Genomic DNA, 20,339 nt, shown 5'->3' with positions numbered 1-20,339 from the left:
AACTGCATCCATCATCATCCCGAAGTTCCATAGGGCCTTCGAACACCTTTTGACTCGACATTTGCATAAACATGGCCGGCCTCGGTCGTTTGCGGGCGACGCACCAGCAGAACCGGAGTGGACGCACGGCACAGTATGAAACTCGAAACATCGCCAGCAGGCACATCGGAATATCCGCTTTGACCATGCGAGGACATCACAAGCAGATCAGCCGATTGCGAGGCAATGGCGTCTTCAAGGAGCCGGCGCACATCGCCGCTCTTAAGAAGCACGCAATGTATGGTGACGTCGCAATCAGCGAGCATTGTCTGCGTGCGCTTCATGTATTCAGCGGCCAGACGTGCACTTCTTCTGGACAGTTGCTCCTGCAGCTCCATGTCCTGAACATGCTGCGGAGCAGCACCCAGGAAATCGAGCTTGGGCGTGGCGTGCACAAGTATGATTTCGGCATTTTGCTGTTGTGCAATCCGCACCGCAAAGGGAATTGCGCTCTCGGCCCTTGATGATCCGTCAAGCGGAACCAGTATCCGCGAATAATTGACCACATCAGCTTCCGGTACGGTGGCCGGAACAAGCAGAAGGGAGCCGGGTGTGCTTTCCAGTATGCGACGTGCAGTCTCGCCGAGGCGATGATGAGCACTGTCACTGCCGCGGCAAAATGCTGTTATGTCTCCGGCGTTTCCGGCGGTGCATTCACCAATCTGTTCGGCAGAACGGCCCTCCAGTATCTTGAAGGAAATCGGGTTCGGTCCGGTGTCAAACCGGCTGGCAATCCGGGTCATGTATAGATCCGCCTGCCGCTTGCGAATGTCCCATTCTACCGGATCATATGGGGCTTGCGCGTTGTCGGATTCTACAACATGAACCAACGACAGCTCTCCACCAAGCGCGTTGGCTATCGCATTTGCATGGGGTATCACTTTTGTTGAGGCGGGCGATCCATCGATGCATGCGACTACTTGCGGCGCATCACCGTTCACGCCATTGTCGGAAACCTGCGGTCCTTCGTCAAAATCCTGCTTGATTGCTGAATGGTCTGGCATAACCTTGTCTCCCTTCCCTGAACAGGTCGCGGGCGTTTGATTGTAGCGCCAGAATTGGACGAAACTGCGCTTGTCAATTCGAATGACATCAACAAAACGATGTGGGGGCGGCGCGATCGGGCGATTATTGACCAGCAATTTCCATTTGAATTGACAGCGATCAATTTGCAGCCGATACGGAAACCACAATTGGGACCAATCCCGTCCGGGCACATTGGTCAGCCGGGGGTAAACAGCGCCTCAACGTCCTTGCGACGGCACAGTTGCGTGCCGCTGGTCATGACGGCTGCGGTTCCTGCCGCCATACCAAGACGAAATGCATGTTCAACTTCATTTCCGCGCGCCAGTGAAAACACCATGCCACCGACAAAACTGTCGCCGGCGCCAACCGCCGAGCGAATCCTGACGTGTTTTGCCGGCAGCCGGAGTATGCCTTTTTCACTTGCCAGGAATGCTCCCTCCATGCCCATGGAAACGGCGACGTAACGCGCACGACCGGTCTTGACGATATCGAGCGCTGCGTTCTGCGCGCCCGCTTCATCAAGCTTTTCGCCCACAAGACTCTGCAGTTCCCCAATGCTGGGCTTTACGAGAAACACCGATTTTGTGGAAAGCGCCTCCTCTAGCGCGCGCCCTGAAGAATCCAAAATGAAACGTTTGTTTTTCCGACCGGTGATTTCAGCCATTCTTGCGTAACAGTCGTGAGACACGCCTCTTGGCAAACTGCCGCTGGCTACGACGTAGTCTCCTTCAAATCGCTCGACATGTGTAAGAACATTTTTCAACTCTGCGGGATCGACCTGCGGCCCTTCCGGAATGAACCGGTACTCGAAACCGGTGTGATTTTCGTGCACCATGTAGGCAACGCGCGTTGGTTGCCCGATCGGCACCTTGTGTGCCCGAACCGAAGTCCTCTCCATGCAATCGTCCAGCAGAGCTCCGGTCGCGCCGCCCGACAGATAAACGACGTCAACTGCCCCTCCCAATTCCTCGATAACGCGTGCGACGTTGATTCCGCCGCCGCCAGGGTCATGCCGCTGGTTTCGAGTACGGGTTTTCAGAGTCGGACGAACAGTTTCAGTCTCGCATGAGACGTCGACAGTTGGATTAAGCGCTATTGCGAGAATTTCCGGCATTGCTCAATCCCGGGCGAATTACAAATATCGTCATCTCGACCACTGAACGCAGAGGGCGACACATCCATGTCTTATGACCGTTTCTTTGCTTCGGCCATTGCGACCTGGTTTTTGACATGGATGAAACTATCCGGCGTTACCGAAACCGAATCGATGCCGCAGTCAACGAGAAAGCCGGCGAATTCTGGATGATCGCTGGGAGCCTGCCCGCACAAACCGACTTTCACACCAAGTTTTCGCGTATCGCCGATCACCTTGGCGATCATCCATTCCACCGCCTTGCTTTGTTCGTCAAAAAGACCCGACAGCATTTCACTGTCCCTGTCTATCCCGAGCGTCAACTGGGTAAGGTCGTTTGACCCGATGGAAAAACCGTCGAAGCGTCCTGCAAAGTCCTCCGCCAGGATGACGTTCGATGGTATCTCGCACATGACATAAACTTCCAGACCTTTCTTGCCTCTTTCAAGACCGTTTTCAGCCATGACTTCGAGGACCCGGTCCGCCTCCTCCGGCGACCTGCAAAACGGAATCATGACGACGACATTGGAAAAACCGAGTTCATTTCTCAACATGCGAATTGCCCGACATTCGAGTGCAAAACCTTCCCGGTACTGCTCTGAATAGTAGCGCGATGCACCTCGAAAGCCGATCATCGGGTTTTGTTCTTCGGGTTCGAATTCACCACCGCCGATCAGATTGGCATATTCATTCGTCTTGAAATCGCTCATCCGCACAATAACAGGCTTTGGATAAAATGTGGCGGCTATGCGCGCCAGGCCGAGAGCGAGCCTTTCGACGAAAAAATCAGTCTTGTTTTCATATCCTGCGGTTAGTTGCGCGATTTCTTCTTTTGCAGCCGCGTTGGTCAGGTCGTCATAGCGGGCGAGCGCCATCGGATGGATTTTGATGTGGTTACCGATCACAAACTCCATGCGGGCCAATCCGACGCCGTCAGCCGGCATCTGCCACCAGCGGAAAGCGGCGGCCGGGTTGGCAAGGTTCAGCATCACGTCGGTTTTCGTTTCCGGAATATCTTCCGGCGCGATCGTATTCGAGCTGACATCGGCCGTTCCTTCATAAACAAACCCTTGATCGCCCTCTGCGCAGGACACTGTGACTTGTTGTCCGGAGTGCAACAGTTGCGTGGCATTACCGGTGCCGACAATGGCAGGTAAACCGAGTTCGCGGCTGACAATGGCAGCATGCGATGTCCGCCCGCCATGATCTGTGATTATCCCGGTCGCCCGCTTCATCAGCGGCACCCAGTCCGGGTCGGTGTTGCCGGCAACAAGGATGCTGCCGTCCACGAAGTCCGCAATATCCCCCGGATTTTCCAGGAGGCAGACTCGACCGGAGACGACCGAACTTCCAATGCTCAGACCGCTTACAAGCTGTTTGCCCTTCGACGTAATCTCATGGGTCACAAGTATCGACATGTCCCGACGCGATTGGACTGTTTCAGGACGTGCCTGTACGACGAAAAGCTCACCGCTTATGCCATCCTTTGCCCACTCGATATCCATCGGACATCCATAGTGGTCCTCAATCGCGCAGGCCCAACGCGACAGCGTCAGAATTTCAACGTCCGACAGGACGAAGGAAACCCGCTCCGCCTTCGATGTCGGCACATATTCGGTCGACTGCGCGCCGGTGCCATACACCATCTTGCGTTCTTTGTGGCCAAGCCGCTTTTCGATGATCGGATTTAAAGCCGGATCCTTGAGGAAAGGCTTGAAGGAGACGAATTCGTCCGGATCAACCGTCCCCTGGACAACACTTTCGCCAAGACCCCAGGCCGCATTGATGACATTCACCTTGTCAAAGCCGGTTTCGGTATCGATGGTAAACATCACGCCAGACGCACCCTTGTCAGACCGCACCATCGTCTGCACTCCGATGGAAAGAGCCACCTTCATATGATCAAAGCCCTTTGCAACCCGGTAGCTGATCGCCCGGTCGGTAAACAACGAGGCAAAACACTGCTTACAGGCCGAAAGCAGCGCTTCTTCACCCTGAATGTTCAGGAAACTCTCTTGCTGCCCGGCAAAACTTGCGTCAGGCAAATCCTCCGCTGTGGCGCTGGACCGCACCGCGACGTCCGCGTTTGACCTTCCAAGCTGCTCGGACAGTTTTGCGTATGCGCTTGAGATAGAACTGGCCAGATCGGTTGGCCACCGGCCATGAAGGATCGCCTTGCGTATAAAACTTCCCGTTTCGTGAAGCGATGCAAGTCCGTTTCCGAAATCCGCCAGCGCTTTGGCTATCTGCGGCTGAAGATCATTCTCCTCCAAAAACAGGTAATAGGCACGCGAGGTGGTGGCGAACCCATTTGGCACGCGAATTTGGCTTGCGCTCAAGACGTTGACCATCTCGCCCAGAGAGGCATTCTTTCCGCCTACAAGCCCAACATCGTCGCGTCCGCAATCCGCAAACCAGATCACCAGATTTTCGTCTGTCATTACCACTCCATCTGTGCGGTGCCGCTTGGTCACCACCATGATCAAGCGTCATCACACTTCAACATCGATCAGGATAAGCCGGATCGGTTTCACGGATTTGACGTTTGTCAATTGTTTGAGGCGAAGCCCACTCCCTATCCTTATCCTTGAAACCGGCACCAACCGCGCGCAACGCGGAACCGGACGATGCCGTCAGTGCGCCATCAACACCGGCAGACGCGATTTGGACAGCATTTCCCGTGTCGTTCCGCCGAGCAACCATTCCCTGAGACGGGTGTGACCGTAAGCCCCCATAACGATCAGGTCGGCATCCTTATCAAGGGCGTGTTGAAGCAGCACATCCGCCACCTCCCTGCCGGCGCTGGCAAGTGTATCAACGGTTACCTTCCTGCCGTGACGCGTAATGAAAGCAGCCATGTCGTCACCGGGATTTGCGCGCGGTGCATAACCCGTGGGGTCCACGATCACAACGTGGATGTCCTCCGCAGCATCGAGTAGGGGAAGGCTATGGTGGAAGGCCTTGGCAGCTTCAGGTTCGCCATTCCAAGCCATCAGAATGCGTTTCGGTTCCGGCAGAGGAGCATCTTCGGCGCCAAGGGTCAGCACCGGCATCCCGGAATCAAACAGGATTCCGTTGAACGCATCGGTCATAAGCTCGTTTTCCGGGACGCTTTGGTTCGGAAAAATGGTGATATCCGCATAAAGTGCGTGCCGGGACATGGTGCGGCCGATCATGCCCCGATCAATACATTCAACCAGTATCGAGGCCGATACATACTCTTCCTGAATCAAGGCCTTGACGCTTTCTGCACGCGCATGCGTTTGCTTGACAGTCCGCTCATGTTCTTCGGCAAAATAATCGTCCGGCAATCCGGGATAACTGGTTGCCGGTACGGTTTTGAGGGCGCCAAATACAACCAGGTTCAGATGCGCACCCATTTTCCCGGCAAGCGACAGTATCGGCTTCACGGATCCGATCGTCTCGTCAGCGGAATGAACAGCAAGCAGCGTGGTGATGGCCATCGTATTCTCCTCAATCTGGTTCAAAGACCGTTTCGACCAGATTGACAGCAACCACGTCAGGCAGATTGCGCCAGATCAATTGCCGGCTGAACAAGCAACGCATATTGCAATCGGATACCGCGTTCACTGAAGGTGAAAGTGATGGAGATACGATTGCATCCGGCACCGCTTGAAACAGGCGTTTCAACGATCAGCCAATGAATTTCCTTGGAAACAGCAAAAACTTGATAGAAGTCAAAAACAATTCGGGGAAATCGGTCACCGTCGCACCATCAGCCATAGATCCGGTGAATTTGGTGTACGGACAATGTTTAAAAATGCAGTGACGCTGTTCGAAATATCGGGCTTCAAGATCCGTATTGATCCGAGCTGGTTACTTATCGCGGCTTTGATCGTGTGGAGCCTGGCGGTTGCCTACTTTCCCGTGCAACTCCCGGGAAAATCTCACTACGATTATATTGCACTGTCAGTCATAGCTATGCTGGGCCTTTTTGCCTCCCTTGTCCTGCACGAACTATCCCACTCGATTGTCGCGCGCCAATTCGGGTTGGAAGTCGGTGGCATTACGCTGTTTGTCTTCGGTGGCGTGGCTGAGCTGGAACAGGAGCCCGAAAGCCCGAAGTCAGAATTCTGGATAGCCATAGCGGGCCCGGCCATGAGTTTTGCACTCGCGCTGTTCTTTTACCTTGCCGCCATCAGCCTCGACAGCAATGGAGCTTCCAGACCGCTACCTGTCGTATTCGCCTATCTGGGGTTTATCAATCTGGTTATAGCAGTATTCAATCTCGTTCCGGCTTTTCCGCTCGACGGCGGCAGGGTATTGAGAGCAGCTCTCTGGCACGTGAAAAAGGATCTCTATGCCGCAACCCGAATTGCCAGCGGCTTTGGTACATTTTTCGGCGTCTTTCTGATTGCCTCGGGTGTTTTCTCACTGCTGTCGGCAAACTCCATCGGTGGCCTTTGGCAAATCCTGATCGGCTTTTTCATCGTCAGCGCTTCAAGAAGCAGTTATCAGCAACTGATGATCAAAGCGGCGCTCAAGGACCAGACCGTCCGTACTTTGATGACAGCGCAGCCGCTGACTGCAGATGTGGAGGACAGTGTCGAAAAAACGGTTTACGAGACAATGCTTAAGAACAGTGTGAGCTTTGTTCCGGTCATGGAAGGTAACCATCTTCTGGGTTATATCGACGCCTCGCTGATTAAGGAGATCGAACGCGAAAACTGGCCGGCAACGCGTCTCAGCGACATATTGGTTGTGTGCAGCGAGGAAAACACGGTTCCACCGGAGATGCCTGTCGACACCCTGTTTGAAAAAATGGCACGAGGCGGCCGGCGCAAGATGCTTGTCGGAAGTGCCGGTAAACTTGAGGGTGTCATATCGCTTACGGATTTGCTCTCCTACCTCTCTATAAGACAGGGACTAGGCTTACCGGCGGATCAATTCCGGGGAAACGATTCTGGCAGTGAAAAACCTCACCCCTCATGATCAAGTCCATGCCGGAGCTAGAGGGTGTCTTGCGGGCCTCGCTTGTATCTCTGGATTTTGCTTTTTTTGTTCATGCGTGCACGATCAATTGCCTCAAAAGGCAAACTCAATTGGAAAACAGGATCGGGACCGTCATATGTTCGAGTAGGTGCGTTGTCGTTGCACCAATGACAAAATCGTAAAAACGCGAATGTCCGAATGCACCGGATACGATCATATCGGCTCCACGAACAAAAGCCTCGTTCAGGATCGCGTCTCCGATCGCGATATCCACATTATCCCAATGTGTTACCGTCGTTTTTACACCATGACGGTCGAGACCGGCGGCAATTTCGTGCGCCGTCTGTGAAAGCAGGCTGCCCTGCCCCTTCCTGGAATGCGAAACCCAAATGATCGATGCCTCACCTCCGTCGCGCATGAACGGAATTGCATCATGCAGTGCGCGGGTCGCCTCACGCGTTGCGCTCCAGCCAATCAACAAATTGTTTCCGATGCTGTCAGCCTCCCAGATATTGGGCACAACGACTACCGGCCGCCCTGCTTCCTGAATAATTTGCTTTTGGATACCCTCCTGGTCGGGCCGGTCAGTATCGGGGTCGGCTTGCGATATGACAACAAGGTCGGCGCAACGCGCATGTTCAACGAGCTGGTTACCGGCGCTCTCGGATCCTGCCTCGACAAGCCTCCATTCGCCATTCAAACCGGCCGCGCTTGTCACATTCCGGAATATAAGCCCGATCTGTTCGGCCTGGCGGGTCTGCCCCGTTTTGAACGCTTCAACCGCATCGTCTGTGATGTAGACCGATACACCGGGGTGGATCGGCATTTCCTGTTTCGTATGCAATCCAATCAGATGTGCTTCAAATTTTTTCGCAAGCAGGCAAGCTGCCCGCGTCAGACGTTCTGCATTTGCCTCCGTCGTCAGGCAGACAAGTATGGTCTTGTAAGACATCACCTTGTTCTCCTACTGTCGCATCGCCGGTCAACTGGCCCCGGCTTCGGCATTCCGTCGACAAACGCCAGCCGCCGTGTTTTCGAGGACATGGCAGCTGGCGTCAAGCTGACCGGAGCTTGGAGCTGGCGCTTGCCCCAAGCACCATCCAGCTCGTCAGCTAGTGCGACTTGGTAACTTCGATTTTTCTTGTTTGTTCAGCAATTTCGGGTGGCTTTTTGATTGTGATGGTCAAAACGCCATCATTGAAGTTTGCCGAGACTGCGTCCGCGTCTATGTCGAATGCCAGAGGCAGAGAGCGCGAGAAACTGCCGTAAGACCGCTCGACAACACGATAGTCCTTTTCTTTTTCTTCCTTGCTGAAAGACTTTTCCCCTTTGAGCGTAAGAATGTTGGATGCCACCGAAACATCCACATCCTGCTCCTTGACACCCGGCAACTCTGCCGTGATTTCGACTGCATCGTCCGTTTCGCTCATATCGAGCTTGGGGACGATCCGGCTATTTCCGTCCGGAAAGCGCGCGGCCTCAAAGCGAGGAACCCATCCTCTGAAGTCGTCAAAGACCCTGTCGATCTCCTTTTGCAGCGAATGAAAAGCGGACTGTGTATCTTTTTCGTCGCTGAAAACTGAGGGAAGGAAAGAACGTCTCATCGGTTATCTCCTTTATTCAAGTTCGGTTGCTCGAATGACCGTTTCCCACGGCCACTAAGACCAGAATAACCGGCAATCAGCACCCGAAATTGAGATGGATCAAAACGTTCAGACAGCCAGCACATCCTCGAAATGGGGAGCGAGATCACGTACGCGAACGTCCTTGAGATCCTTGGCGACTTCGGCGCGGATAGCCGATTTCAGCGCGTCGGGCATCTGTTTGCGCAAACTGCCCAACATGGACGGTGCAGCACATAGGATGAGGTCTTCGAACAATCCGTTGACGTGGCAATCAGCGAGATCGGCCAGCAGCGTGTTAGCAAACCTGTCCTGATCGCTAACCGCCTTGTTGCTCGGTTCCATCTTGTGGCGTGCAGCGTGCATCCGGTTGAATGACCTGCCGGGCCGGTCTGCAAACTCCTGGGGTTTCGAAGCCTGCCAGTTTCTGTCAGGCATCGGGGAAAGACCAAGACCCGGTCCGCGGTGTTCAACTATCCGGGCGCAGCCACCATCCGCTATCAATATCCATGTCTTTCGCGGCTTCATGTCACCAATCCGTTTCCGTTTATGAGTGATGTGATTTTGATACCAGTCATCGGGCAGAAATTGATCGTGATCAATTATGCCGCAATCGCACCGATCCAACTACCGGCCAGATATGCAATAAACGCAGCGGCTGCCCCGATAAGCAACGTTTCCAATCCGGACCGCCACCAGGGAGACAGGGCCCAGAAGCTTTTCATCGCGCCGATTGCGAAGAATGTCGTAGCGGTAATCACAATGGTGAGGCCAAAGGGATCGGGTACACCAATCAGGAATGGCAACAATGGAACAAAGCCGCATAGCAGGAATGCAAAAAATGTCATCAGAGCAGCGGTAAGCGGTTTCGCCACGACCGGGGAAACCCCATACTCATCGACCAGCATCATATCGATCCAGGTCTTTTCGTTGGCGGTAACGGCGTCAACCGCCTGCTCGAGGACCCTGCCCTCGATCCCCTTTGACTGCAGAATCTGACGAACCTCCTCGCGCTCGCCTTCCGGCGTATGCTGGATATGTTCGCGTTCAATCTCGCGAAGCCGTCTGATGTTGTCCACGTCAACCTTTGTACCGGAATAATTCGCGGCAGCCATGGAAAAGCCGTCAGCCAATATATTGGCAACTCCAAGCACGATGATGACGGATCGCGAAAATCCGGCTCCCTCGACGCCGGCAACTATGGCAAAGGTGGTCACCGCACCGTCGATTCCACCATAGATGAAGTCCCGCAAGTATCCGCGGGACAATGGCCTCGACAGTCTTCGGCGGATTTCATCCCTGCTATGGCCGTGGTCGCTATTGTTCATTTGCCACCCGGTTTAAAGACGACCAGCAAATCCGGCCGTCGCCATTATGAAACACGTATATTGTCGATCACATGCCGCACGCCTGGCGCGGACCAGGCAGCTTGTTCTACAAGGTCGCGCCGGTAATGTGCGTTCACATTGCCGCTGAGGGTAACGGTGTCACCGGATACCGTCACCTTAATCCCCTCAGCCTCCCTTTCGGAGTTGCGATAGAGCGCGTTTTCAATCTCCTTCTTTACGTCGGCGGATGTGGCCCGCGGCTTTAGCGTTATCTGATTTGACAATCCCCTTACTCCGGTCACGTGTCGCACATGCTGCGAAATTTGAGCACGCTGATGCTGCCAGTCGACCTCGCCGGTCAGCGTGACGAAGCCGCTTTGCACCTTTGCTTTCAAATTGCTGTCCGGGATCGAAACACTCCACTCAAGAACATGTGCTATTCGCTGCGCTATGCTGCCGTCATCCCGGCGGATTTCCGCAGGCAGATCGACGTCAATCTCATCTGCCACCGCTTTAACGCCCCTGACGCGTTTCGCCGCTTCGCAAGCCGAATATTTTTCCGGAAAACTGGCAACATGCCCGCTTAGTGTGACAGAGCCATCCGAGGTGGTGACGCCAATATGCGTTTCATCGACATTACGGTCCCAGCGAATCTCATCCAGCACACGCTGCTTCAATAGGGAATCCGGCACCATGACCGCCTCCTGCTCCTGAAATAACTCCGAGTTCAGGATGACAAAGTTGCACGGCAGTCGATTGACGTGCATCAATTGGCAGACGGCACTATCAATTTGCGATAACGATGAGCGACAAGACCGGTAAAACAACCTGGCTGGAGGCACTGCTGAACGCCGCTGTCGATTCAATCATAACGATTGACCACGGCGGCATAATCCAGTCTGCCAACAGGTCGACAGAAAGTTTGTTTGGCTATTCAAACAAAGAACTCGTCGGCAGCAACGTCAATATTCTCATGCCAAAGCCCTGGGCCGGACAACATGACGACTATATTCGCCGTTATCTCGAATCCGGCGAAAAACACATCATCGGGACGGGCCGTGAGGTCCTTGGAAAACGAAAGGACGGATCCACCTTTCCCTTGCACCTGTCCGTGAGCGAGTTCTGGAACAAGGAAGAAGTATTCTTTTGCGGCATAATCCATGACCTGACAGCCCGAAAATCAACTGAACACGCCTTGAGGCGCTCGCAAAGGCTCGAGGCCATCGGCCAGCTTACCGGCGGGGTTGCCCACGACTTCAACAATCTGCTGACAATAATAACAGGCAATCTCGAACTGCTTGAGCTGAGAATTGAAGACCAAATACAACTGGAGCTGTTGCGCGAGGCACAGGAAGCGGCGGAATTGGGAGCGGATTTAACCAACCGGCTTCTTGCCTTTGCCAGGCGCAGCGTTCTGCGTCCCGAAATCGTCGACATTAACGCACTTGTCGGCGACGTTTCAAACATGTTGAAGCGGACTCTCGGCAGCCATGTCGAGCTTGACACATCACTGGCCAAAGGTCTCTGGAAAACCCATGCCGACCCCGGGCAGGTCGAAACTGCACTGCTTAATCTGGCGGTCAATGCACGGGATGCCATGCCAAGCGGTGGCAGCCTGATTGTCGAGACGACGAATGCTGTAATCGACAAACAATATACGGCGCAGGAAATAGATGTCGAACCGGGTGACTATATCCGCATATCGGTATCCGATACGGGCACCGGCATGTCCGACGACACTCTCCAAAAAGTAATCGAGCCGTTTTTCACTACAAAAAAATCCGGCCGCGGAACGGGATTGGGCCTGTCCATGGTTTACGGATTTGCCAAGCAGACCGGCGGAAATATGACGATATATTCCGAGCTGGGATTTGGAACGACGGTCAACCTCTATCTGCCGCGTCACGTTGGCACCGCGGAAGACACAGCTTCAGATCATGGCGAAATCAAAAGCCGCTCGTTCCAGGGAGATGGCGAACTGGTCCTGGTGGTTGAAGACGATCCGCGCGTGCGCAAACTGACGCTGCAGCGTCTGAAGGTACTCAATTATCGCACGATCTCCGCAGACGACGGCAATGAAGCTCTTCGTTTACTTGGCAAGACACCCGATATTGATCTGGTGTTTTCAGATCTGGTCATGCCGGGGGGTATATCGGGCTATGAAGTTGCCGATATTGTCCATCGCCAACACCCGAAAATGGGCGTGTTACTGACCTCGGGATATGCGGAAGATCTTGTCCACTCCGAAAAACTGACGAGCCGATCCGTGCGGCTCCTGCGAAAACCCTACAGACAGGCCGAGCTTGCGCGTGCATTGCGTGAGGCGCTGGACGATCGAAGCTAAGAAACCGTCACGTCGACGGCAAGCATATAACCCACCCCGCGGACCGTTTTGATAATCTTCGGATTGTTCGGATCCGGCTCGATTTTCTTTCTGAGGCGCGCCACCTGATTGTCGATCGTCCGGTCATAGGGCGTCCAGTCGTGTCCATTCATCTGATCCATGATCTGGTCGCGCGACAGGACTCTCTTGGGGCTTTCCAGAAACACTGACAGCAATTTGAAGTCATTCGCCGTCAAACTATGTGCCGCGCCGCCAGAATCCTTCAGCTCCAGCCGGGACGGACACACCATCCAGCCGTCGATATGATAAACGGTCTCGCCATCCCGCACACTGGCCTGCCGTGAAATTTCCGAAGATGCATCTGCGCGCTCGGAGCTGCGACGCATTACGGAACGGACGCGGGCCAGCACCTCACGAACATGAAACGGTTTTGAAATATAATCATCCGCTCCCATCTCCAGGCCAACAACCCGGTCGATGACGTCACCCTTGCCTGTCACGATTATGATCGGAATGTCGGATTTCGCCCTGAGATCGGCGGCGATTTCCAGACCGTTCTCCGCACCTAGATTGAGGTCCAGTGTAATGAGATCGACTGCATTTTGATCAAGGTAATCGTAAACCGCCGCTGTATTTTCAGCTTCAAGAACGGAATAACCTTCCGATTCCAGACAGCGGCGCAAAAGCAGGCGAACTTTCGGCTCATCGTCAACCACCAGAATCGTCTTGGTTTCCTCGGACAACGCGTGCTCCATGCGTCCTGTGTTGCCGGTGCTCGCGTGCGACATTGCAGCCCACCACCAGAGCGTGAAATAAAGCGTCCAATCACGCCAAATATACGATCTCATACATTTTGATACAAATGCGAGATAGCAATGATACCTGCATAGGATTGAATGCCCCTGTACAAAAGTCGCGTATGGGAGATTCTGCAATGTATGTTACATCGCCAGTCAGTATATTCAATAATTCGAATATAATCTCTACTCAGGTCAGCGCAAGCAATGAATCCCAACCACAGATTATCAATGTATCTGCAGGTCACCCGCTATTCTTCGAAGGAGACGAGGCGGAATTCGTCTACGAGATGGTCGAAGGTGTGGTGCGCACCTCCAAAATTCTGTTCGACGGCCGCCGTCAAATACTCTCCTTTGGATACCCCGGCGATGTGGTCGGCCTAAGCCACGACCGCTTTTATCATTGCGACTGTGAAACCGTTTGCGACGTCAAATTGAGGGTTCACAGGAAAAATGCCTCCAACACCTGTTTTGAGCGAGATCCGAATTTCTGCAATGAACTGCTCAGATATGCAGCATGTGAAGTCAACAACATGCAGGAGCACTTCATCATGCTCGGCCGCAAGTCCGCCATGGAAAAGGTCGCATCATTCCTGGCCGCGCTGATGGGCCGCGTCGGGGAGAAAAAGGACAGCAGGACCTGTTTCGATATTCCAATGTGCCGGTCGGATATCGCCGACTTTCTGGGATTATCGCATGAAACGATCAGTCGCACGCTGACACGGTTGCGCCAGAACGGCATCATCGATCTTCCAAACAAGCATCGCGTTTGCGTTCGCCGGCCGTCGGAACTCAAGGCGCTTGCCGAGCGCGAGTAATCAGGATCTGCCGCAGGCGGAGCCTCAATACAAGCAGATGTTGACCGAAATCAACGGCCTTCGCTCCCTGGCCGCTAAAATGGGTTCACGGACCCCTGCAGCCGAGGCTTAAACTGCTATGAGGAGCCAGGAATGGAAACGCCAGCAGTCGTTGCAAAACCTGATGTCGAGGCATTCTTCGATCCGGCAACATATACAATCACCTATGTTGTATCCGACCCGGCCACGAAGATTGCCGCCATTATCGATCCGGTTTTGGACTATGATCCGAAATCGGGGCGCACAAGAACCCTGTCAGCGGATGAGGTCATCGCATTTGTAAAAAGTCACGGCCTGAATGTTGAGTGGATTATTGAAACCCACGCCCATGCCGACCATGTGACGGCAGCTCCGTATTTGAAAGAACAGCTTGGTGCCATCATCGGCATCGGATCACATATCACGGCCGTACAAAAAGCCTTCGCCAAAGTCTTCAACACAGGTCCGGAATTCAAAACGGACGGCAGCCAGTTCGACCATCTGTTCCGGCCGGAGGAAACATTTAACATTGGCGAGCTAACTGGCCGGGTGATTCATACGCCCGGGCACACTCCGGCGTGCAGTACCTATCTGATCGGTGATGCTGCGTTTGTGGGCGATACTTTATTCATGCCCGATTTCGGAACGGCGCGATGTGATTTTCCCGGCGGAGATGCTGCAACACTTTTCCGGTCCATCGGAAAGATCTACGGACTGCCGCCAGATACACGGCTTTTTATGTGCCACGACTATCAACCTGGAGGCCGGCCGCCAGCATGGGAGACCACGGTCCGGGATGAAATGGACAACAACATCCATGTGCAGACAGGAACGCCGGAGGAGCGGTTTGTCGAGATGCGCAACAAACGCGATGCCACACTGGAAATGCCCACACTCATCTTGCCTGCAGTTCAGATAAACATGCGCGCCGGACAATTGCCGCCGCCTGAACAGAACGGGATGTCCTATCTGAAAATCCCGATCAATGCGCTTTGATCCCACCCCAAGGAGGCTGACCCGCCCATGGAGAAATCGACGACAGACCTGGAAACCCGGCGAAAAACCCTCCTTGAACGGCGCGCCGAGCTGATCCAACGCATGACAAAGCTGGATGATTGGCTGGACGATCCCGCAAATCCGGATGCAGGGGAACGCGCAACCGAGCGCGAACTCGACGAAGTGTTCGAACTGCAGGGATTGGCCGGCCAGGAAGAGGTGGCGGCCATTGATGCAGCGCTCAAGCGCATCGAGAACGGGGTCTACGGGCAATGCCTGAAATGCGGTGAACCGATTTCCGAAGAGCGCCTGGATGCTGTTCCCTATGCTACCCTATGCCGGAACTGCATGGCATAGATATTTGGACGCCGCCGACCGCAACCAGCAGTGAAAAATTATCCCGTTACGGGTTTCACTGCCGGCAGATTATTATGAGGCATATGCGCTGCTGTGTGATCGATTGATGACGGCGCCGAGAAGCGGTGCCACCGACACGATCTGAAGCCTGCTGCCTAGTGCTGCGGCGACGTGATCCGGCATCTCAATGCTGTCCGTCACGAAAAGGCGGCCAATATCATCTCCAACAGGATTTTCGGCTCCGTTCGCGCCAAACAGGGCATGGGTTGCCACAACATGAACATCCCTGGCGCCGTTTTCCAGACACGTCCGTGCCGCGCGCTTCACCGTTTCGCCACCGACAATCATGTCGTCAACCACGTAAACGGTGCGCCCGTCGACATCTCCGGCAAATAAACTTCCTGACACAACTCCGCCGCTTCGGCGCTTTTCCATCATTGCAAAAGCGATGTCTCGACCCGCGCTGGTTTCCAAAGTCTCCTGGAACAATTGCGCCCTCTTAATGCCTCCGGCGTCAGGCGACAGAACGGCATATCTTTCCGAATTCATTGCAGCCACCAAACTCTCGGCAAAAAGCCTGTTTGGATCGACGTGAATGGATTGGCACCGATATGCATTTTGATACGCAATGACCGTATGGGCATCGAGTGTAATGATCATGTCGGTTCCGGCCGCCTCGAAAAGCGCAGCCACGTATTTCGTTGTCACCGGATCACGCGCCTTGGTTTGCCGGTCCTTGCGCGAGTAGGCAAGATAGGGAACGACAGCAGTCACTCTTGCCGCACCATTTTCCTTGCATGTGGCAATGAAAAAGAGCAGCCGGCAGAGCTTGTCATTGGCTGATGCGTCAGAGGTCCCGTTGAGGCTGTGCAGCACATAAACATCCTTGCCTCTGACGCTTGTCAGCGGGCGTGTCTTGTGTTCGCCGCCGTCAAATTCGCGTTCCTCATGCAGCGCAACCTGAAATCCGCCTGCGGCCGCAATTTTGCGTCCCAGATCGTCACTTCCATTCAATGCGAAAAACAGCATGGCACCACCCTTGGTCCGGTCCAAAATCCGTACGGCTCAGCCGCCGACAGACTGCCTGCCACTATATGTAGGGTTTCCAGACACCAATTGACGAGCGTCAATCTGCGGCCGGTCATCGGATTGATAATGGCACCGCGAATGACTGAGACCGCATATCATCAATAAGACGCGAGGGTGGGACCATGAACATCACTGGCATTAAGACACTCGATCACGCGCCCAATGTCGTGCAGGAATGGCTGAATGTTCTGCGAGACACGGCAGATCTGCCGGAAAGTCAGCAGGCCTACATGTTATTGCGTGCAACACTTCATGCAGTAAGAGACTGGCTGTCGGTGGACGAGGCGGCGCAACTGTCGGCGCAACTGCCCATTCTCATTCGCGGTATCTATTTCGAGGGCTGGAACCCGTCGTCCACCCCTGTGCATCCACGCAATAAAGAAGCGTTTCTTCAGCGGGTCAACGCAGGTTTCACAAAAGACCCGCTGCCAGATGACGAGGGCGCGGTTACCGCGGTGTTCGCTTTGCTGAAGGACCACGTGTCCCCGGGCGAAATCGACGATGTTGTACAGGCGATGCCAAAGGATATCAGGCGACTTTGGCCTTAGCGGTTCGGCCGACGGTGCCGTTCAGCCGCCGCCCGAATCTCAACCACTTCCGTGGTTGGTGCGCAAAAGGGCAACCCATGAAGTTCAGTGACAAGGTTGATTTCCTGAAGGATCCCTCATCCTATCCCGGCACGACAAATAAAGTGCGGGTCAGAGAAACACACACTGCCATGGTCTTTCTAACGGACGAACGGGTTTACAAAATGAAAAAGCCCGTTCGCTTTGCATATCTTGACGCCACACGGCTGGACAGCCGGGAGCACCTTTGCCGGGAGGAGTACCGCCTTAATTCTCAATTGTCCGCAAATACTTACCTGGGCGTTACGCCACTAAGACTGGACAACGACGGCAGGTTCGCGCTGAACGGTTCTGGAAAAATTGTCGACTGGCTGGTTGTCATGGAGCGTCTGCCGGAGGCGCAATTCCTCAGCAATCGCATTACAGGCAATGACGTCTCACGCACCGAGATCACCGAGCTGGCGGCATATCTGTCTGATTTCTACCGCAGGCAGCGCCGAAATCCGGTGCTGACTCCAATCTACGCGAACCATCTCATTCGGGAATCACGTGTCAACGAACAACATCTGACGGCTATGCGGGCCGAACTGAATTGTTCCTCGATCGATGCGGTTTTGAAGGCTTCACACACGCAATTACATAAAAACATGCCGGAGATCAAAGACCGCATTTGCGAGGGTCTTATTGTCGAGGGGCACGGCGATTTGAGACCCGAACACGTATGTCTTGTCAGTCCGCCGGTATTATTCGACCGGCTTGAATTCGATCCAAACATGCTGGCGATAGATATTTATGACGAAGTAAATTATCTCGGCCTCGAATGCCGGCAGGCCGGAGCCGAATGGATTGGCCCTTTGTTGTTGCACCTGGTCGAAGAGCGCATTGGTGATGCACCCTCGCCCGGATTGCTTGAAACCTACAGCGTTTTCCGGCTGCTGCTACGCGCACGATTGGCGATCGACCATCTGCTGGACCCGAATCCCGAAAAGCCGAAAATGTGGATTGAGCAGTCTCTGTCTTATGTGAGGGCCGCAACTGCAGTCCTGCGTCTGGACGGGAAAACCGCCAAACTGTCAATTCCGATTTCAGACAACAGCCGGTAATTCGCCACGCAATCCCGACCATTCGCCGGCATTTGCTTCGGCCTCTTCAGGCTGCACCCTTTCCGCCATTGTCGTTGTTGCGGTTGCAGCGCCTGAGGAGATCCACCACCTCCAAATTGTCAACCTGGCCAAAATCCGAGAAATAACTTCCGACCGAAATGAAGGGTTCAGGCTGCAACAGACACACTACTTCGTCGACATCTGGTCGTAACATCGCGAGCGTCGACCTGGGTGCAACCGGAAGTGCCAGAATGATGTGCTCGGGCTGACGTTGTCTGACAATCCTGATGGCCGACCGCATTGTTGCGCCTGTTGCCACGCCGTCATCGGCAAGAACGACCGTCTTGCCATTCAGCGGTATCGGGGGACGCCCGCGCATAAACAATTGCCGCCGCCGTTCCAGCTCCGGAAGTTCGCGCTCGGCAAGTTCCCGAATATCATCGCTGTCGAGCCTCAGTGCCGCCGCGACATCTTCATTAACGGTGATTTCCTGTTTTTCGCCGTCCGAAACTGCGCCCAATGCCAGTTCCCTGTGCCCTGGCACACCGATCTTACGGATCAGCAGCACGTCAAGGGGTAGGCGAAACCGCTCTGCAATCACGGCACCAACCGGAACCCCGCCCCTGGGCAAAGCAACCACCACCGTGGACAATGGATCAATGTCCGGCATGTGATCGCACAACTGATGGCCCGCATCCTCCCTGCTGCGAAAATGGCCAACCCCAAACATACGAGAAAACCTCCATTTTCTGTGCACCATCAGCTTTCATGGTCGCAACCGTGCTGACGGCTGACAGAGTATTAAGTGCATTCCGTATCCGATAATTGACAAGCGTCAAAAGAACCAAGCGGCGCATAGGGGTATATTTCTGGCGACGGCATGACGCAGGACGAAATCGCATGAGAGGATGACAAAGAAATTTCGCTGGTATCCATGCATTCGCTAGGAGGCGTGAAAGGCGCAAATGGGTCTGCATTTCACATTACTGACAATAGGCTGCCTGCTGCTGGTCGGGCTGCTTGCCGACGAAATCGGCCGCCGGACAATGGTTCCCCGCGTCACGCTACTGATCCTGTCCGGCGTGGTTGCAGGACCATCCGGCCTTGATATTCTGCCCCGTGAATTTGCGGACTGGTACGAAGTCCTGGCAACGATCGCGCTGACCATGGTGGCGTTTTTGCTTGGCGGCATTCTTTCGGCTCAAAACATGCGTGCCAACGGAAAACAGATACTGGCCATTTCCCTGTCTGTAGTGGTTACGACGACCGTTGTCGTCGCCGGCGGACTGATGACGATCGGTGTCACAGCACCACTGGCGCTGCTTCTTGCCGGCATCGCCACAGCCACCGCTCCGGCCGCAACGCAGGACGTCGTCAGGCAGACAAAGGCAAAAGGTACCTTCACGACAACGCTTTTGGGTATTGTCGCCGTCGACGACGCTTGGGGCCTCATTGTATTCAGCTTTCTGCTGGTTGCGGCAAAAGCGCTTCTCGGTGGCAGCGGTTTCCTATTGCTGGAAGACGGTTTGCGGGAAATCGCCTACGCCACGCTGATAGGCATGGCTGTAGGATTTCCCGCAGCTTACCTGACCGGCCGGTTGCGACCGGGCGAGCCGATGCAGTCAGAGGCGATCGGGATCGTATTTGTCTGTGCGGGCCTTTCAACCTGGCTCGGCGCCTCGTTCCTTCTGGCGGGCATGATTGCCGGTGCAATTGTCATCAACTTCGCCCGGCATCACGAGCGGGCCTTTCACGAAATCGAGCATATTGAATGGCCTTTCATGGTGCTGTTTTTCGTCCTGGCGGGCGCGTCGCTGGAATTTGACGCCCTTCAATATATCGGCCTCGTCGGCTTCGCATGCCTGATTTTGAGGTTTATAGCCCGCATTTTTGGCGGATGGATCGGCGCATGGCTGTCGTCGGCACCGTCCGTGTACGGCCGCTGGATCGGCGTTGCGCTGATGCCGCAGGCAGGTGTCGCGCTCGGTATGGCGCTCGTAGCCAGCAATCACGTACCGGAATTCAGAGAAACCTTGCTCGTGGTGACTATCGGAACAACGGTTATCTTCGAGATAATCGGTCCCGTGTTGACGCAAACGGCGCTTCGCCGAGTGGGTGAAATTCGTTGAACCCCGTTTTGGTCATGGATGC

At 54.5% G+C, this 20,339-nt stretch carries 20 protein-coding genes; 8 read left to right on the top strand and 12 right to left on the bottom strand.

Annotated elements, in window-relative coordinates; genetic code table 11:
- Positions 1-14: 14 nt before the first annotated feature.
- The 4 genes from ABVT35_RS02120 to ABVT35_RS02105 all read right to left on the bottom strand — a co-directional run bounded on the left by ABVT35_RS02120 (position 15) and on the right by ABVT35_RS02105 (position 5,661).
- Complete coding sequence (locus ABVT35_RS02120; protein ID WP_368464622.1) at positions 15-1,043, bottom strand: universal stress protein; 1,029 nt, start codon at positions 1,041-1,043, stop codon at positions 15-17.
- Between the two features lie 218 nt (positions 1,044-1,261).
- The gene (locus ABVT35_RS02115) at positions 1,262-2,179 is read right to left on the bottom strand and encodes a 1-phosphofructokinase family hexose kinase (RefSeq protein WP_368464621.1); all 918 of its coding nucleotides are present in this window, start codon (positions 2,177-2,179) and stop codon (positions 1,262-1,264) included.
- 71 nt (positions 2,180-2,250) lie between these two features.
- Positions 2,251-4,638 carry a phosphoenolpyruvate synthase gene (ppsA, locus tag ABVT35_RS02110; protein ID WP_368464620.1) on the bottom strand — a complete coding sequence of 796 codons (2,388 nt, stop codon included), beginning with the start codon at positions 4,636-4,638 and terminating at the stop codon, positions 2,251-2,253.
- Positions 4,639-4,830: 192 nt separating this feature from the next.
- Positions 4,831-5,661: a universal stress protein gene (locus ABVT35_RS02105; RefSeq protein WP_368464619.1), complete on the bottom strand. Its 831-nt coding sequence runs from the start codon at positions 5,659-5,661 to the stop codon at positions 4,831-4,833.
- 169 nt (positions 5,662-5,830) lie between these two features.
- Here ABVT35_RS02105 and ABVT35_RS02100 point away from each other — a divergent pair, with 169 nt between their 5' ends.
- Positions 5,831-7,150, top strand: coding sequence for a site-2 protease family protein (locus ABVT35_RS02100; RefSeq protein ID WP_368464617.1), 1,320 nt, complete (start codon positions 5,831-5,833; stop codon positions 7,148-7,150).
- Between the two features lie 106 nt (positions 7,151-7,256).
- On the opposite strand, the gene ABVT35_RS02095 is transcribed toward ABVT35_RS02100, so the two are convergent.
- The 5 genes from ABVT35_RS02095 to ABVT35_RS02075 form a co-directional block, all read right to left on the bottom strand.
- Complete coding sequence (locus ABVT35_RS02095; RefSeq protein WP_368464615.1) at positions 7,257-8,102, bottom strand: universal stress protein; 846 nt, start codon at positions 8,100-8,102, stop codon at positions 7,257-7,259.
- Positions 8,103-8,262: 160 nt separating this feature from the next.
- On the bottom strand, positions 8,263-8,754 hold the full coding sequence (locus tag ABVT35_RS02090) for an Hsp20/alpha crystallin family protein (RefSeq protein ID WP_368464613.1): 492 nt from the start codon (positions 8,752-8,754) through the stop codon (positions 8,263-8,265).
- Positions 8,755-8,862: 108 nt separating this feature from the next.
- Entirely contained in the window at positions 8,863-9,300 is a 438-nt protein-coding gene (locus ABVT35_RS02085) for a host attachment protein (RefSeq protein WP_368464611.1), read from the bottom strand.
- A 74-nt stretch (positions 9,301-9,374) separates the two neighbouring features.
- Positions 9,375-10,100 carry a VIT1/CCC1 transporter family protein gene (locus ABVT35_RS02080; RefSeq protein ID WP_368464609.1) on the bottom strand — a complete coding sequence of 242 codons (726 nt, stop codon included), beginning with the start codon at positions 10,098-10,100 and terminating at the stop codon, positions 9,375-9,377.
- A gap of 44 nt (positions 10,101-10,144) precedes the next feature.
- Complete coding sequence (locus tag ABVT35_RS02075) at positions 10,145-10,795, bottom strand: BON domain-containing protein (RefSeq protein WP_368464607.1); 651 nt, start codon at positions 10,793-10,795, stop codon at positions 10,145-10,147.
- Positions 10,796-10,902: 107 nt separating this feature from the next.
- On the opposite strand from ABVT35_RS02075, the gene ABVT35_RS02070 reads away from it, so the two are divergent.
- The gene (locus tag ABVT35_RS02070) at positions 10,903-12,444 is read left to right on the top strand and encodes a PAS domain S-box protein (RefSeq protein ID WP_368464605.1); all 1,542 of its coding nucleotides are present in this window, start codon (positions 10,903-10,905) and stop codon (positions 12,442-12,444) included.
- Here the strand turns inward: ABVT35_RS02070 and ABVT35_RS02065 are convergent.
- A complete protein-coding gene (locus ABVT35_RS02065) occupies positions 12,441-13,232 on the bottom strand; it encodes a response regulator (protein ID WP_368464603.1) in 792 nt (263 codons plus the stop codon). The genes ABVT35_RS02070 and ABVT35_RS02065 overlap by 4 nt on opposite strands.
- A gap of 146 nt (positions 13,233-13,378) precedes the next feature.
- Between ABVT35_RS02065 and ABVT35_RS02060 the strand changes: the two genes are divergently transcribed.
- The 3 genes from ABVT35_RS02060 to ABVT35_RS02050 all read left to right on the top strand — a co-directional run bounded on the left by ABVT35_RS02060 (position 13,379) and on the right by ABVT35_RS02050 (position 15,430).
- Complete coding sequence (locus ABVT35_RS02060; protein WP_368464601.1) at positions 13,379-14,059, top strand: helix-turn-helix domain-containing protein; 681 nt, start codon at positions 13,379-13,381, stop codon at positions 14,057-14,059.
- Positions 14,060-14,191: 132 nt separating this feature from the next.
- Complete coding sequence (locus ABVT35_RS02055) at positions 14,192-15,073, top strand: MBL fold metallo-hydrolase (RefSeq protein ID WP_368464599.1); 882 nt, start codon at positions 14,192-14,194, stop codon at positions 15,071-15,073.
- Between the two features lie 27 nt (positions 15,074-15,100).
- Positions 15,101-15,430 carry a TraR/DksA family transcriptional regulator gene (locus tag ABVT35_RS02050; RefSeq protein WP_368464597.1) on the top strand — a complete coding sequence of 110 codons (330 nt, stop codon included), beginning with the start codon at positions 15,101-15,103 and terminating at the stop codon, positions 15,428-15,430.
- 72 nt (positions 15,431-15,502) lie between these two features.
- On the opposite strand, the gene ABVT35_RS02045 is transcribed toward ABVT35_RS02050, so the two are convergent.
- Positions 15,503-16,459, bottom strand: coding sequence for a ribose-phosphate diphosphokinase (locus ABVT35_RS02045; protein WP_368464595.1), 957 nt, complete (start codon positions 16,457-16,459; stop codon positions 15,503-15,505).
- A gap of 182 nt (positions 16,460-16,641) precedes the next feature.
- On the opposite strand from ABVT35_RS02045, the gene ABVT35_RS02040 reads away from it, so the two are divergent.
- Positions 16,642-17,067, top strand: a complete 426-nt coding sequence (locus tag ABVT35_RS02040) for a DUF2267 domain-containing protein (protein ID WP_368464593.1) — start codon at positions 16,642-16,644, stop codon at positions 17,065-17,067.
- A 77-nt stretch (positions 17,068-17,144) separates the two neighbouring features.
- Positions 17,145-18,188, top strand: a complete 1,044-nt coding sequence (locus ABVT35_RS02035; RefSeq protein ID WP_368464592.1) for a hypothetical protein — start codon at positions 17,145-17,147, stop codon at positions 18,186-18,188.
- Between the two features lie 46 nt (positions 18,189-18,234).
- Here the strand turns inward: ABVT35_RS02035 and ABVT35_RS02030 are convergent, their stop codons facing one another.
- The gene (locus ABVT35_RS02030) at positions 18,235-18,918 is read right to left on the bottom strand and encodes a phosphoribosyltransferase (RefSeq protein ID WP_368464590.1); all 684 of its coding nucleotides are present in this window, start codon (positions 18,916-18,918) and stop codon (positions 18,235-18,237) included.
- A 235-nt stretch (positions 18,919-19,153) separates the two neighbouring features.
- Between ABVT35_RS02030 and ABVT35_RS02025 the strand changes: the two genes are divergently transcribed.
- Positions 19,154-20,317: a cation:proton antiporter gene (locus ABVT35_RS02025; protein ID WP_368464588.1), complete on the top strand. Its 1,164-nt coding sequence runs from the start codon at positions 19,154-19,156 to the stop codon at positions 20,315-20,317.
- Positions 20,318-20,339 lie beyond the last annotated feature (22 nt).

Origin of the sequence: Hoeflea sp. TYP-13 (genome assembly GCF_040932035.1) — a bacterium.
Taxonomy (GTDB): Bacteria; Pseudomonadota; Alphaproteobacteria; order Rhizobiales; family Rhizobiaceae; genus Hoeflea_A.
This window is presented reverse-complemented; position numbering and strand designations above follow the sequence as displayed.